Source organism: Microvirga massiliensis (assembly GCF_001006805.1).
Taxonomy (GTDB): Bacteria; Pseudomonadota; Alphaproteobacteria; order Rhizobiales; family Beijerinckiaceae; genus Microvirga; species Microvirga massiliensis.
On the sequence record NZ_LN811354.1, the window covers coordinates 96,363 to 110,069 of the forward strand.

14 protein-coding genes are annotated in these 13,707 nt (G+C 63.7%); 5 read left to right on the forward strand and 9 right to left on the reverse strand.

Going from position 1 to position 13,707, the window contains the following annotated elements:
* Positions 1-90 precede the first annotated feature (90 nt).
* Positions 91-1,584, reverse strand: a complete 1,494-nt coding sequence (locus BN1233_RS16435) for a sensor histidine kinase (protein WP_187144305.1) — start codon at positions 1,582-1,584, stop codon at positions 91-93.
* Between the two features lie 112 nt (positions 1,585-1,696).
* Here BN1233_RS16435 and BN1233_RS16440 point away from each other — a divergent pair, with 112 nt between their 5' ends.
* On the forward strand, positions 1,697-2,185 hold the full coding sequence (locus tag BN1233_RS16440; protein WP_187144306.1) for a thermonuclease family protein: 489 nt from the start codon (positions 1,697-1,699) through the stop codon (positions 2,183-2,185).
* A 54-nt stretch (positions 2,186-2,239) separates the two neighbouring features.
* Here BN1233_RS16440 and BN1233_RS16445 read toward each other — a convergent pair whose 3' ends face one another.
* The 4 genes from BN1233_RS16445 to BN1233_RS16460 form a co-directional block, all read right to left on the reverse strand.
* Positions 2,240-3,040 (reverse strand): ATP-binding cassette domain-containing protein, encoded by an 801-nt coding sequence (locus tag BN1233_RS16445; protein WP_244470713.1) that lies wholly within the window; start codon positions 3,038-3,040, stop codon positions 2,240-2,242.
* 35 nt (positions 3,041-3,075) lie between these two features.
* Positions 3,076-4,026, reverse strand: a complete 951-nt coding sequence (locus BN1233_RS16450) for a sugar ABC transporter substrate-binding protein (RefSeq protein ID WP_046864705.1) — start codon at positions 4,024-4,026, stop codon at positions 3,076-3,078.
* A gap of 16 nt (positions 4,027-4,042) precedes the next feature.
* A complete protein-coding gene (locus BN1233_RS16455) occupies positions 4,043-4,984 on the reverse strand; it encodes an ABC transporter permease (RefSeq protein WP_046864706.1) in 942 nt (313 codons plus the stop codon).
* Between the two features lie 166 nt (positions 4,985-5,150).
* On the reverse strand, positions 5,151-6,641 hold the full coding sequence (locus BN1233_RS16460) for a xylulokinase (RefSeq protein ID WP_046864707.1): 1,491 nt from the start codon (positions 6,639-6,641) through the stop codon (positions 5,151-5,153).
* 288 nt (positions 6,642-6,929) lie between these two features.
* Between BN1233_RS16460 and BN1233_RS16465 the strand changes: the two genes are divergently transcribed.
* The 4 genes from BN1233_RS16465 to BN1233_RS16480 all read left to right on the forward strand — a co-directional run bounded on the left by BN1233_RS16465 (position 6,930) and on the right by BN1233_RS16480 (position 9,264).
* Complete coding sequence (locus BN1233_RS16465; protein ID WP_046864708.1) at positions 6,930-7,541, forward strand: glutathione S-transferase family protein; 612 nt, start codon at positions 6,930-6,932, stop codon at positions 7,539-7,541.
* A gap of 64 nt (positions 7,542-7,605) precedes the next feature.
* Positions 7,606-8,256 carry a uracil-DNA glycosylase family protein gene (locus BN1233_RS16470; protein WP_046864709.1) on the forward strand — a complete coding sequence of 217 codons (651 nt, stop codon included), beginning with the start codon at positions 7,606-7,608 and terminating at the stop codon, positions 8,254-8,256.
* Positions 8,253-9,044 (forward strand): enoyl-CoA hydratase-related protein, encoded by a 792-nt coding sequence (locus BN1233_RS16475; protein WP_046864710.1) that lies wholly within the window; start codon positions 8,253-8,255, stop codon positions 9,042-9,044. Before BN1233_RS16470 ends, BN1233_RS16475 begins: the two co-directional genes overlap by 4 nt.
* Before the next feature lie 13 nt (positions 9,045-9,057).
* Entirely contained in the window at positions 9,058-9,264 is a 207-nt protein-coding gene (locus BN1233_RS16480) for a hypothetical protein (protein ID WP_046864711.1), read from the forward strand.
* A 240-nt stretch (positions 9,265-9,504) separates the two neighbouring features.
* Here the strand turns inward: BN1233_RS16480 and BN1233_RS16485 are convergent, their stop codons facing one another.
* The 4 genes from BN1233_RS16485 to BN1233_RS16500 form a co-directional block, all read right to left on the reverse strand.
* The gene (locus BN1233_RS16485; RefSeq protein ID WP_046864712.1) at positions 9,505-10,371 is read right to left on the reverse strand and encodes an NAD(P)-dependent oxidoreductase; all 867 of its coding nucleotides are present in this window, start codon (positions 10,369-10,371) and stop codon (positions 9,505-9,507) included.
* 507 nt (positions 10,372-10,878) lie between these two features.
* On the reverse strand, positions 10,879-11,844 hold the full coding sequence (locus BN1233_RS16490) for a carbohydrate kinase family protein (protein WP_244470715.1): 966 nt from the start codon (positions 11,842-11,844) through the stop codon (positions 10,879-10,881).
* Positions 11,845-11,849: 5 nt separating this feature from the next.
* Entirely contained in the window at positions 11,850-12,716 is an 867-nt protein-coding gene (locus BN1233_RS16495; RefSeq protein ID WP_046864713.1) for a carbohydrate ABC transporter permease, read from the reverse strand.
* Positions 12,717-12,730: 14 nt separating this feature from the next.
* Positions 12,731-13,699: a carbohydrate ABC transporter permease gene (locus BN1233_RS16500; RefSeq protein ID WP_082145498.1), complete on the reverse strand. Its 969-nt coding sequence runs from the start codon at positions 13,697-13,699 to the stop codon at positions 12,731-12,733.
* Between the last annotated feature and the right edge of the window lie 8 nt (positions 13,700-13,707).

The following is a 13,707-nucleotide window of genomic DNA, read 5'->3' on the forward strand; positions in this document are numbered from 1 at the left end:
CGACGGATGCGCTCCAGGATCGCTCCGCTCTGCTCGCGATGACGCTGAGATTGACGTCGCGATGCATCTCACAGGGTGCGGGCCTCTGTCTCAGGCCGCATTCGGCCGCGCATCCGCGCCGGCTCTGGGCGTCGCGACGACGCGGCTGGCGGGAATCGTGAAGGCGGCTTCGAGACCCTGTCGCTGCGCCCGGCGCAGGACCAGCCGTCCACCATGGAGTTCCGCGAAGCGACTTACGATCGACAGCCCAATTCCGACGCCCGGCGTCGCCGTGGCATGCGCCCTGGCTCCGCGCCCGAAGGAGGACAGGACAGCCTGGATCTCTTCCTCGGGGATGCCCGGGCCTTCGTCGGATATGCTCAGATATTGCCCGCCCCGCGCAGTCCAGCCGCATCGCACTTCGATGCGTCCGCCGCTCGGGCTGAACTTCAGGGCGTTCGACAGGAGATGCATTGTCATCTGCCCCAGCGCGCGACGGTCGGCCCGGATGGGCGGCAGATCGTCATCGGCACGCATGAGGACGGCGATGCCCTTGGCGGAAGCGGCCGTTGCGATGCGCTCGATCTCGGAACGTGCGACCTCTCCGAGCCTGAACTCCGCCTCCTCGATCGGATAGTTGCCTTCTTCAAGACGCGCGAGATCGAGGATCTCGTTGACGAGCGCAAGAAGGCGCTGGCCACTCCCGTGAATGTCGCTCGAGTATTCACGGTAGGAGGGGCTCGAATGCGACCCGAAAACCTCGTTCTTCATGACTTCGGAGAAGCCGAGGATCGCGTTGAGCGGCGTGCGAAGCTCATGGCTGACCGATGCCAGGAACATGGATTTCGACAGCTCGGCGCGTTCGGCCCGTCGCGCGGCTCTGTCAGCGGCATTCCGGGCCAGACCGAGTGCGGCGTGGCTCGCCGCAATGGCAGCTTCCGACTTCGCTGCCGCTGCGGCGGCTCGCTCGAGACGCCCTGACGCAACCAGAAGCAGCAATTGACCCGCGAGCGTCAACACGGCGAGCGCTGCCTCCTGAGTCGTCGAGGAGGCTCCGATCACCATGAGCGGGATCGGCAGCAAGGGAACGATGCCCGCGCGGGCCGCGCCCGGCAGAAGTGCCTTCGGCATCGCACTGGCGGACGCAATCAGGCTGAGGACCAGCGCCGCTCCGAGAGAGAAGCTCCCGGTTCCCGCTATGCCCGGCGGTTGGACCAGCAGGCTGAGGAGGACGAGCCAGCAACCTGCCTGTGCCAGGCAGACGCCTAGGAAAATCCGACGCCAATACGTCACCTCTCGTGCGCGCAGATCCCGCCGCGCGACCCGCCAGCAGGCGAGCGCCTCGATGACGAGCAGCCCCGCGAGCAGAGCCGTCAGCGGCCCGCCGGCCTCGGTCGGATAGAGCGCGGAAGCAACCCAGACGAGCGCGCCGACGAGAAGGATATGGATCGGAATCTGACGCCACTGCACATCGCAAAAAGCGTGCAGCACGGCGCCGTGGAGTCCGGCATCGTCTGCATCGATCTCCGGCTGCGCGCTCCTGCTGCGGGTCTCCCCGCGGCATTGCCGATGCGCCGCAGCCAGTGCTTGTCCAGGAGCAGTCATAAAATGGTCCAGGGCGCCAAGCAGAACGGCACGCTGCATCCTAGGCGAGAAACGTTAACGGTTCCGTCATCATACGGCGAGAACTGCTCCCTCGTCCGAATCCGAGATTCGCTTGCGGCGCTTCCTGTCTCTCCTCATTGCCGGCGGGCTCGCCGTGCTCGGTGTCGTGGTGGAACGCCCGCCTGGCCGTACCATCCAGGGTCCCGCACGCATCGTCGACGGCGACACGCTCTGGATAGGCCAGTCGAAGATTCGTCTCCGCGGCATCGATGCTCCGGAGCTGCGACAGAGCTGCACGATCCAGCGGCAATCCTATGCCTGCGGCCATGCAGCGACAGAGGCGCTCCGACAGCATCTGAAGGGGAGTTCGATCGCCTGCCGCATCAGTGGCAGGGACCGATACGAACGCCTGCTTGCCCGGTGCCTGCTCGACGGCGACGATATCGGGGCCTGGCTCGTCCGCGGAGGACTGGCAGTGTCCTATGGGAGCGATTACGAACGCGAAGAATCGGCCGCCCGGAAGCGGAAGGTCGGCCTGTGGGCCGGAAGCTTCGAACGGCCGGGCGCCTGGCGGCAGCGCAATGGGCCGCACGGTTCCTGACGTTTTTCAGTCCTGATGATCGGGACAGCGTTCTACTTCGGGCGCTGTGCGAATCTACTTGACGGCTGCATTCACGGCGGTGCTCGGCGCGCGCCGCGATGCGGGTTCGCTGTCCCGCTCCATGATCTCGTGTGAGAGCTGATCCGCAGTCCAGCCGGACAATGCGATGTCGTTCACGACCCGCCCCGATCTTATGATCAAGGCCCGCTCCGCGACTTCGATCACATCGCGCATGTTATGGCTGATCAGAATGACGGTGATGCCTTGATCGTGGATCTCGTGAATCAGGTCGAGAACCTGTCGCGTTTCCTTGACGCCGAGTGCGGCCGTCGGCTCATCCATGATGACGATCTCCGCATTCCAGCGCAGGGCGCGTGCGATCGCAACGGCCTGTCTCTGGCCGCCCGAGAGCGCCTGTACGGGACGCTCCATGTCGGGAACCGAGATGCGCAGGCGCTCGAGGAGGCGGCGAGCCTCCGCCTTCATGGCTTTCTTGTCGAGCACCTTCAGGCCCGGTACCCAGGTGCTCTTCAGGAGTTCCGCCCCCAGGAACACGTTCTGGTAAATCGACAGCCGGGGAGCCAGTGCGAGATCCTGATAGATCGTTGCGACGCCACGCGTCAGCGCGTCCGCCGGAGAAACAAAGGTGACTGGCTCGTTCCGCAACCGGATCGTGCCGGTGCTCGGCGGCTGAGCACCGGAGATGATGCGGATCAGCGTCGACTTCCCGGCACCATTGTCGCCGCAGATCGCAAGCGTCTGCCCGGCGGGAACGGAGAAGGTCACACCAGAAAGCGCCTCGACTGCGTCGTAGCGCTTTCCGACACTTTCGAGACTCAGAATGGGATCGCCCACGAGTCGTTCCTGCACAGTGCAACGCCCTCCGGACATCACGGCTTGAGGTATTGTGCGACGTTCGACTCGTCGACGAGGACCGCATCGACGAAATGGTAGGGACCCTTCACGACGGCGTCCTTCGGCTCCTTCTTGACCACGATTCGCTCCACGGCATCGATGGCGAAGCGGCCCATATCCTCGAACGGCACGGCGACCGTCGCCATGAGAAGGCTGTCCTGGTCGGCGATCCGGCGGAATGCCTCGGGGCCGCCATCGGCCGAGACGAGAACGGGCTTGCCGCGCTTTGCGCCCTGTTGGCTCAGGAGATCGTCGATGACGAAAGCCTGCCCGTCGAAGGAGGCCCAGATTCCGTCGACCTTGCCCTGGTTCTTGAGGAGCAGGGCTTCCATGCCGGACCGGACATCATCGCGCCAGCTCGCCGTCCGGGCCATGGAATGCGTCCCGACGACCTTCACGGCCTGGTTTTCCGCGAGCACGGCATCCAGCACCCGGCCGCGAATGCGCGTCGCCACGTTGCCCTCGAACCGCTCGGCGATGAGGTTGCCCTGGTAGCCGAGCTGCCCGAGCAGGTAGAGGGCCTGTTGAGCCCCAACTTGGTACTCGTTCGCCTGCACGTCGAAGAGCGTCTGCTGGCTGCCGCCCGATGCGACGGTGATGACCGGAATACCGGCCTTCTTGGCTTCCGCGAGCTGGCCATCGGTCTCGACGGGCTTGCCCATCGCGATGATGATCGCGCCGACCTTGGCCTGGATCAGGTTCTCGATCTGGGCCGCATGCTCCGGCATTGCGCCGGCGGAGTTGAGAAGCGTCACCTTCCAGCCTCTCGCCTCCGCGGCCGCTTTCGCGGCATTCGCGACGCGGGCATGGGTTTCGGACGACATCTGGAATGCGACGATCCCGATATCGAAAGCGGCGGCCGGCCCGGCCAGCAAGCCCGCCGCAATCAGGCCGATCGCAGCAGCCATTCCCTTGAAGCGCATCATCGTTCCCCTTTCCGAATTAGACGCTGAAAGCAGCCTTGGTGAGCGCCGACGCGGAAATCGCGACAGAGCCCAGAATGATCAATCCGAGCGTGATGTCCTGGACGTAGTAGGGGGCGCCGAGCAGCACGAGACCGTTGCCGAGAATACCGATCACGAGCGATCCGACCACGGTTCCCGGCACGTTGGGCTTGCCGGGATCGAACATCGTCATCCCAAGCAGGACCGCGGCGATCCCCTTCATGAGGAAATCGGCGGCGCCGTTCGGTCCGGCGGAACTCAGAGACGCCGTCAGGAGCACGGCTGCAATGCCGGCAAGGAATCCGGACAGCATCAGTCCGAGAAGCTTCATCCGGCGCGTGGGTATCCCGGCGAGGCGTGCAGCCTCGTCCGCTTCGCCCGTTGCGACGAGCCAGATGCCGAAGCGGGTCTGGCTGACGACGAACCAGGAGGCGGCAGCAATCACGACCATCCAGATCACGAGGACCGGGATACCGAGGATGTCTCCTCGGCCGAGCCAGAGGAAGTTACGGTCCCAGCGCCCGACCCAGGCGACTCCATTCGTGAAGGCAAAGCCCAAGCCGGTCGCGATCGATGCCGTTGCGAGCGTCGCAATCAGCGACGGGATTTTCATCCGTGTGACCAGGAGGCCGTTCGCCGCCCCGAAGGCCGTCGCGACCATAAGCGCTGCTGCGATCGCGACTGGGAAGGCGAGCCCGGCATGGACGAGCCCTCCGCAAACGACGCCCGCGAGACTCGCGACGGCTGCGAAGGAGAGGTCGAGCTCGGAGGCAATCAGGGCATACGTGAATCCGATCGCGAGGATGGTCAGAAAGCTGATCTGCCGCAGGATCGTGAGCAGGTTGCCGATGCTGAGGAAGTTATCGGCGGCTGCTGCGAAGAATGCGAAGACGAGCGCTCCTCCGATCGCCGTCCCGTAACGGGAAATGAGCTCGTTCACGGTTGGCTTCCCCTCATGCAGCACGGCAGGCCATTGTGGGCAGGACGCATGTCCGGTCGATCTCCAGCATGCCGATTGTTCGTTCCAAGAGCGGTCCCCGTTGCGGTCATTCCGCGAATGACGACGGGGCCGGTTCTAGCGACCCGGAGCGCGGCGGCAAAGGATCTTATGGATTGCCGAGGTCGCGTCGGGCATCGTGCCGCAACGGAATGGATGCGGGTCCCAGCGCGCGGGCCTTGAGATCCTGATAGCGCTCGAAGCGCGAGGCGAAGAGCGGAACGAGCGACGGATCCGGTTCGAAAGTCCGCTCCATCGGAGACATCGCGTCGGCGGCACTGTGCAAGGAGCGGTGAATTCCGAGGCCGACGGCGCAGGTGATGGCGCATCCGATGAGGCCCGTCTCGACCTCGCTCGGGCGCGCGACGGGAACGCCGAGCACATTCGCCTTGAGCTGGCACCACGCATCGGAGCGTGCACCCCCGCCGCTGATGCGGACTTCCTCGACGCTCGTACCGGCCCCGTTTGCGGCGGCCAGCAGAATATCCTTCACGGCAAAGGCAACGCCTTCGAGGGTGGAGAACAAGAATGCCGTGCCGTCATGATGGCGGGAAAGCCCGTCAAAGGTGCCACGGATTTCGGGGCGCCAGACGGGCGCACGCTCGCCGGCCAGGTAGGGCAGGAACACCGGCAAATCCGCTGCCGGCGCAAGACGTCCGGCATGCTCCATCGCGTGCTCGAACCGGCCCGCAACACGGAAGGTCTCGAAAGCCCATCGTGCTGCGTCGCCGCCCGCCTGCGTCGGGCCGCCGATCTGAAACAGGTTCTCGGCCCAAGGCAGAGTGACGAGCCCGGGAACGGAAGCATTTCTTGGACTTACGAGTCCGACAGCTTCCGAGGTGCCGGCAACGTCGTATGCACGACCCGCGGAAGAGACGCCGGAGCCGATTGCGCCGGCCCAGGTGTCCATCGCGCCTGCGAAGACAGGGATGCCGCGCAACTCGTCGAAGGGTGCATGCACGGCGGTGATCTCCCCGATCCGGGCCCAGGGCGGGACACGGGGATGTTCGAGCAGCGACAGGCCCCGCTGCAGCGTCGCCGGAAGGTCCGGCGGCGCGAGAGCGAGGTCGTCGAGGCGTGCGGCGGTGACGCTGTCGGTTGCCGTGACGCCCGTCAGCCTCAGGTTGAGGAAATCCTTTGGCTCGAGGACGAGCTTCAGGCGTTCGAAATGCGCGGGCTCCATTCGCGCGATCCAGGCTAGCCGCGCGAGCGGGTGAAACGCATTGATGGAGGTCGCCGGATTCGGGAGAGGAATTTGCCCGGCGAGCAATACAGCATCCTCGACCGCCCGGTGATCGCGCCAGAGGAGCGCCGGGCGAATCGAACGGCCCTGCGAATCCAGGAGAACCTGCGTTCGGCTCATCCCGGTGATGCAGATCGCTGCCGGGCGAGCGCTCCGGCTCAGATTCGTCAGGACCCTTCCGACACCCGTCGACAGAGCCTCCCACCAGAGCTCCGGGTCGACCTCCGCCCAGCCCGGCACCGGTTCCGCAATCCCGAGAACCTGCGCATCCAGTGCTCTGATCCGTCCATTCAGATCGACGGCAGCCGTGCGCAGCGATCCGGCGCCGAGGTCTACTGCGAGAACGATTTCGGTCACGGGTCGAGTCCCTGGATGCACGCGAATGGCAGCATGAGCATGGTCTGGATTTGCGCGAGGTCGGCCGCAGGTCGGGAACTGGCCAACACCATCATGGGGACGAGACGATCGCGGGTGTCGATCGTGGTCTCGGCCAAAAGTCGGGATGCCTCGCAGAATCGTGCATGCCGTGACCCGTGCACACCGCCTCGCGCGAAGTCAAACCTTCCGCCGGGGCGTGCTTCCCGTCGCTCACGCAGTTGACGGCTCGCCCCTGTCGTGGTCCGAGTGCTCCGGAGGTTGTTTTCGATGAAGCTCTATGATGCCGGCCGTGCGCCGAATCCTCGACGGGTGCGGATCTTTCTCGCCGAGAAGGGGATCGAGGTTCCACTGGTCCCGATCGATCTCGGGCGGCTCGAACACAAGGCGCCGGCCTTCATTGCGGTCAATCCACTCAAGCGGACACCGGCGCTGGAACTCGACGACGGGACCGTTCTGACCGAGTCGATCGCGATCTGCCGGTATTTCGAGGAATTGCATCCGGAGCCGCCGCTCTTCGGCACCGGCCCGCTCGAATGCGCCATGGTGGAGATGTGGCAGCGCCGGATCGAGTTCGGCCTTCTCGGCACAGTGGCCGCGGTGTTCCGGCACCTCCATCCGGCCATGGCCGAGATGGAAGTTCCGCAGGTAGCGGCCTGGGGCGAAACCAACAAGCCGAAGGTGCTCGAATTTCTTCATTTCCTGGACCGGCACCTCGCCGATCGAACCTTCGTCTGCGGCGACACCTTCTCGGTGGCGGATATCACGGGCCTCGTGGCGATCGATTTCATGAAGCCTGCACGGCTCGCCGTGCCGGACGATCTCTCGAACGTGAAGCGCTGGCACGCAGATATCTCTGCGCGGCCCAGCGCGAGGGCGTGAGGCTCGCCGGCAGGCAGGGGCGTCGGCCTTTTCCGAGCGGGGAGCGCAAGCGAATCCGAGCCTGATGACCGAGAGTCGATCGTTCGATCAGATCGCTGCGGAGTTGCGCTCCTGTCGCCTGTGCCGCGACGCGCCGCAATTTTTGCCCGGCCTGCCTCATGAACCGCGGCCGATCGTCCAGGGTAGTGCAAGTTCGCGCCTGTGCATCGCGAGCCAGGCGCCAGGAACACAGGCACATCGCAGCGGCATTCCCTTTCATGATGCGTCGGGGCGTCGCCTGCGCGCATGGCTCGGGCTGACCGAGGCCGAGTTCTATGATCGCATGAGAGTTGCCATCATCCCGATGGGCGCATGCTTTCCCGGCCAGGATGCGAAAGGGGGTGACCTTCCACCCCGGCGCGAATGTGCGACCATCTGGCGCTCACCCCTGATGAATGCTCTCCCGAAACTCGAACTCGTCCTGCTCATCGGGCGCTACGCCCAGATGTGGCATCTCGGCCCGGCCGGCACCGGCGGCCTGACGCGGACGATGATGCAATGGCGGGAATTCCTGTCTGCGCCGGTTCGACCCCGCATCCTGCCTCTTCCGCATCCGTCCTGGCGCAACAATGTCTGGCTCAGGCAGAATCCCTGGTTCGAGACGGATGTGTTGCCTGCACTCAGGAGCGAAGTGCGTGCCATCATGACGTCGGGAAAGACGGAGACCGCCCTATGAGCGAGACGACCTTGAGAACCGAGCGCGCCGGTGCCGTCGCGCGCCTCGTCCTCGCGAGGCCCGGGAAGCTGAATGCGCTGACCGCGAATCTCCATGCCGAACTCCGTAGCGCGCTCGAGTCTCTCGCGGCGGACGACGAGGTGCGTGTCGTCGTGCTGACGGGAGAGGGGAGGGCGTTCTCGGCCGGGCAGGACCTGACGGAGACTCTGCCACGCGACGAGCAGGGTCGCATCGATCTCGGGCCGCCTCTGGCGCGTGACTACAATCCGCTCCTTCTTCAGCTCGTCGATTTCGCGAAGGTGACGATTGCAGCCCTTAACGGGCCAGCCGTCGGCGCGTCCATGAACATCGCGCTTGCCTGCGACATCGTTCTGGCGGCGCGTTCCGCCTATCTTCAGGAGGCCTTCGTTCATATCGGTCTGATCCCAGATGCGGGAGGCACGTGGCTCCTGCCGCGGATCGTCGGGCCGCGCCTCGCCAGTGCCCTGATGCTGACGGGCGATCGGATTCCTGCGGAGGAAGCGAAATCGATGGGACTCGTCTATCGCGTCTTTGAGGATGCAGAGTTCGAGTCCGGCGTGGCGGACTTCGCGCGGGTTCTGTCCGAAGGTCCGGCATTGGCTCATCGACTGACGAAACGCGCGCTGCGCGAGAGTCTCGGGAATGAACTCGAGGCCCAACTCGATCTCGAGACCTCCCTTCAGCGGGAGGCTGGATTTAGCATGGACTTCGCCGAAGGGTTGAAGGCATTCCGCGACAAGCGTTCGCCGCGCTTCGCGGGCCGATGAATGGAGAACCGGAATGGGCTCTCGCTCTCTGATCCTCATCCTACTCGTTCTGCTCGCGGTGATCGGCATCTACATGGGCAGTGATCCGGAACATGCCGCACGCATGGCGCAGGTGAGCCGCGATGCGCAATTCACCGGAGAGACACGGCAACTCGTCCTCCTCGCCCTCGCGCTCGGCCTCGGCGGCTTCATCGTGTACCTCACGATGACGAGGCGGTGAGATCGCAGATGAGAGTGTCAGCGCTATGTTGAAATGCGTAGGTGCAAGTTGTGCAATTTCGGAAAGCGCGGTGTTTCCCCCCTCACCCGGTTGCTGACGCAGCCGACCTCTCCCGCCAGGGGAGAGGCGACGAGGGTGGCGCTCGCACATCACCTCTCCCTCGACGGGAGAGGTCGCCCCGAAGGGGCGGGTGAAGGTGGCGGCGCCAACGCAACAAGCATAAAATAATGCAGCAACCACTCACCGAGTGAGGCGTGCGATCAGGCTGGACGTATCCCAGCGCCGGCCTCCGAGTGTCTGCACTTCGGAGTAGAACTGATCGACGAGCGCCGTGACCGGGAGATGCGCACCATTCCTCCGGGCTTCGTCGAGGCAGATCCCGAGGTCTTTGCGCATCCAATCGACCGCAAAGCCGAAATCGAATTTGCCCTCGTTCATGGTTTTGCCGCGGTTCTCCATCTGCCAGGAGCCTGCGGCGCCCTTTGAGATGACGTCGATCACGGCTTCGATGTCGAGACCTGCCTTCTGACCGAAATGAATGCCTTCGGCGAGCCCCTGCACCAGCCCCGCGATGCAGATCTGGTTGACCATTTTCGTGAGCTGTCCGGCGCCCGAAGGGCCGAGGAGACGGCACGCGCGCGCGAAGCTCATGATGACGGGCTCGACCCTCGCGTAGGCCTCTGCGTCGCCGCCGCACATGACGGTGAGAACTCCGTTCTCCGCGCCAGCCTGTCCGCCTGAGACGGGCGCGTCGATGAAGCCGATTCCGCGTTGGGCTGCGATGCCGTGCAACTCGCGAGCAACCTCCGCCGAGGCCGTCGTGTGGTCGACGAAAGCCGAGCCCGCCTGCATGCCTGCAAGGGCACCGTTCTCGCCGAGGACGACCTCGCGAAGGTCATTGTCGTTGCCGACGCAAGCAAAGACGATCTCCTGCCCGGCGGCTGCTTCCCGTGGCGTCTTTGCATGTCGCCCGCCGTGTTCCGCGGTCCATTGCTCGGCCTTCGCCGTGGTCCGGTTATAGACCGTGACCTCGTGTCCCTTGCTCTTGAGATGCCGCGCCATGGGAAAACCCATGACGCCGAGACCCAGGAATGCCACCTTCGCCATTGCTGCTCTCCGCTCGTTCGAGATGGGGGACGTTCTAGCTGTCCGGACAGCTAAGGGGGAGGGCTGACCGAAGCGCAGGGCCCCCGAGCCAATCCGTCCGGCGCAAGCATACGGACGTTGCCGCAGGAAGCGCGGCTTTATGGGCTTGGGGTGACATCACGTCAACTCAGTGGGCTATCGCCGTCCTCGTGCATTCCGGCGAGCTGCTGCCGCGCCATGTGCACATTCACCCTCGCGGCCCTGGTCTGGGTGTTCGCCTCGACCTAGTCGAGCCAGGCCGGCAGCTGTTCGAGAAACATCGACGGCAACTGGCCCTGTTCTACGTGTGGCAGTTCCGCCCTGCTGTCCGGAAACTGCTAGAGCCACGCGGGCACGTTATCGTCAGCGGCATCATCGCGGGTTTCTGATCTGGCGCTCCAGGGCAGGCAGAGATACCTCAACTCGGCAAGTCGACCATGCCAGCAAACCGATCCTGAAAGCGGTTGAAGTAAGACTCCCATCTCAACATCAGATGGCGCTGGCAATCTCGGCGTATCCTCGCTCCGCGAGAAATTCTGCAACCTCGTTCATACTGGGAATTCCTGCTCGACCGCCGAGGGAACGGCACTTCATCGCGGCCACGGCGCTCGCGAAGGTCAGAGTCCAGTCGAACGACCAGTCCTTCAACTCGCCGATGGCGCAGGCCCCGTGAAAAACGTCGCCCGCCCCGTTCGTGTCGACCGCATTCACCGCAAAGCCCCGGATTTCGAGAAGGCGCCCCTGGCTCAGGCCCCACACGCCGTCGGGTCCTAGCGTCACAGCCACGCGTGAGAGGCCCTTGCTGGCAAGGAACGAAAGGCCCTCGCGAAGGTCGATCGTTCCGGCTGTCTCCGCGAGAAAGCGGGGATTGCAGACCAGCAGGTCGACCTTGGGCCAGACGGCCTCGATGCCCGGCACGATGCGCTCACCATCCATCGTGATCCTCATGCCCTTCTCGCGCGCCCAGTCGATGGCTACGAGGGCTGCAGCGGAGTCGATCCCGTCCACGTGAAGCAGCCTGCCCGAGGTGATAACCTCCTTATCGAGTTCGTCCGGTCGAATGGCATAAGCCTCCGGCCGGCGGGCGAAGAGCGCTCGCTGGCCTGTGCGTCTGTCTGCAAGAACGATGCTGACATGTCCCTCGCAGTTCGGTGCCCGGATGACTCCCCGGGTATCTACGCCCTCCCGCGAAATGGAGCGCATCGAGAGCCGCGAGAAGAAATCTGATCCGACCTTCCCGACATAGCGCGTCCGCAGTCCAAGCCTGGCGCAGGCCACCATGGCGGTGGCCGTCACGCCGCCGCCCTGGACGCTGAAGCCATGCATCGGATACTTTCGATCGGGCTCGGGAAAGCCGTCGATAACGCCTGTCAGGTCAAGGGCATTGACGCCGAGCCCGACCACGTCGAACCGTTCGCGCTGCTGTGAGTCCTCGCCAGCCTCAACCGAATCCATGCTGGTCACGAGGTGAGAGCTCCAGCTGTCATGCCCTGCACCATGTACTTCTGCAGGAAGACAAAGGCCACTACCAGAGGAAGGCTCGCGAGTACCGAGAACGCCATCATCGTGTTCCAGTCGGTAACGAACTCGGCCATCAGGCTGTAGATGGCCATGGTGAGAACCCGATTTCCCCAAGATTCAATGAGCACCACCGCGAAGAGAAATTCGTTCCAGGCCAGCAGAAACGAATAGAGGCCAGCTCCTACGAAGGCAGGGTACGAGATGGGAACGAGGACTCGCAGAATGGCACCTAGTCTTGAGCAGCCATCCACCATGGCGGCTTCCTCTATGTCTTTCGGGATGTTGAGGAAGTAGCTTCTCAACATGAGGATGCAGAAGGGGAGTGTGAAGGTGAGATAGACTATGATCAGCGACAGGAGCGTATCGTAGAGTCCCAGCGTGATGAAGATCCTGAAATAGGGAATGCACAGGAGGACGAGCGGGAACATCTGGGTCGTGATCAGGAACATCATCACCGCCCGATGCCCAATGAACCTAAAACGGGCCAGTGCATAGGCAGCCATCGAGCCGAGGAAAAGCGAGAGCGCGGTCACGACGAGGGAGACGAAGCACGTATTGAGGAAAACCCGCAGATACCGGTCACTTTGAAAGATCTTGGCATAAGCCTCCAGCGTGAAGATCTGCGGGATCCAGTATGGGGGAATGGTCATGACCTCGACGTTGGGGCGAACCGAAACGGTCAGCATCCATGCGAGGGGGAAGCACATCACGATGATCGCGAGGAGCAGAAGCGAGTACACTGACGCGTGTAGCAGCACACGACGGCCTCTGATCCCCAGTCCGGATCGGATCGCTGGCGTTGCCATTCCCGGTGGACTCCTCATGTCACATTGCTGAGGGAGCGCCTCACGTAGTAGGCACTCACCACGAACAGAACCAGAAACATGATCACCGCCTCGGCAGACGCATAGCCGAACCTCAACTTCTGGAACCCATCAAAATAGATTGCGGTGGCGAGCACTTCCGAAGAGTGCATTGGTCCTCCGCCCGTCATCACGAAAACGGGATCGAAGGCCCGGAACGTCCAGATCGAGTCGAGCAGCACAATGGTGGCGATGACCGGACGCAGCTCCGGCAACGTGATGTACCAGAACTGCTGCCTTAGCGTCGCTCCATCGATCTCCGCCGCCTCGTAGAGCTGCGGGGACACAGACTGCAGGCCGGCGAGGAGCATGACCATGAAGAACGGAAAGGCTCTCCACACATTCATCGCGGTGACGGAGATCAGCGACGTCGAAGGATCGCCCAGCCAGGAAATCGTTGCATTCGCGTCCAGGATCCCGATGCTCGCCAGGAATCCATTCACGACTCCGAACGGCGCGAGCATCAGGACCCAGATCATGCCGGCGACGGTCGGCGCCAGCAGCCAGGGCACAATCAGGATGCCGCGAGCGATCGTCCGGAAGGAGCGATTGATCTTCGCATTGAGAAGCAGGGCCAGCGACAGGCCGATGATCAGATGCAGTCCGACGCTGCCGGCCGTAAACAGCACGGTTTGGAGAAAGGCTCTCCAGAAGATCGGATCGTTCAGCAGGGTTATGTAATTGTCGAGTCCGACCCAATTGTCCTTCAGAAGGTTGCTTTCATAAAAGCTCAGCCGGACCACGGCGGCGAGGGGATAGATCAGAAGGCCGACCAGAATCACGAGAGACGGCCACAGAAACGAGGCCGCTATGATCTCCTGTCTGTAGCGCTCTCTGTAGGGTTGCCTGGATGTAGGCCGGTAGGGAGCCAACCCGCTCGTAGCGAGCGGGTTGGCTGCTGGTTCAGCAGAATGCGGCAGTGCCATGCCGAGTT

What these genes read in the sequence shown, in the direction of transcription:
- BN1233_RS16485 (WP_046864712.1), bottom strand. Translation starts at nt 10,371, where the DNA reads ATGGCGAAGGTGGCATTCCTGGGTCTCGGCGTCATGGGTTTTCCCATG.
- BN1233_RS16490 (WP_244470715.1), bottom strand. Translation starts at nt 11,844, where the DNA reads ATGGATTCGGTTGAGGCTGGCGAGGACTCACAGCAGCGCGAACGGTTC.
- BN1233_RS16475 (WP_046864710.1), top strand. Translation starts at nt 8,253, where the DNA reads ATGAGCGAGACGACCTTGAGAACCGAGCGCGCCGGTGCCGTCGCGCGC.
- BN1233_RS16495 (WP_046864713.1), bottom strand. Translation starts at nt 12,716, where the DNA reads ATGGCAACGCCAGCGATCCGATCCGGACTGGGGATCAGAGGCCGTCGT.
- BN1233_RS16500 (WP_082145498.1), bottom strand. Translation starts at nt 13,699, where the DNA reads ATGGCACTGCCGCATTCTGCTGAACCAGCAGCCAACCCGCTCGCTACG.
- BN1233_RS16470 (WP_046864709.1), top strand. Translation starts at nt 7,606, where the DNA reads ATGACCGAGAGTCGATCGTTCGATCAGATCGCTGCGGAGTTGCGCTCC.
- BN1233_RS16465 (WP_046864708.1), top strand. Translation starts at nt 6,930, where the DNA reads ATGAAGCTCTATGATGCCGGCCGTGCGCCGAATCCTCGACGGGTGCGG.
- BN1233_RS16480 (WP_046864711.1), top strand. Translation starts at nt 9,058, where the DNA reads ATGGGCTCTCGCTCTCTGATCCTCATCCTACTCGTTCTGCTCGCGGTG.
- BN1233_RS16450 (WP_046864705.1), bottom strand. Translation starts at nt 4,026, where the DNA reads ATGATGCGCTTCAAGGGAATGGCTGCTGCGATCGGCCTGATTGCGGCG.
- BN1233_RS16435 (WP_187144305.1), bottom strand. Translation starts at nt 1,584, where the DNA reads ATGACTGCTCCTGGACAAGCACTGGCTGCGGCGCATCGGCAATGCCGC.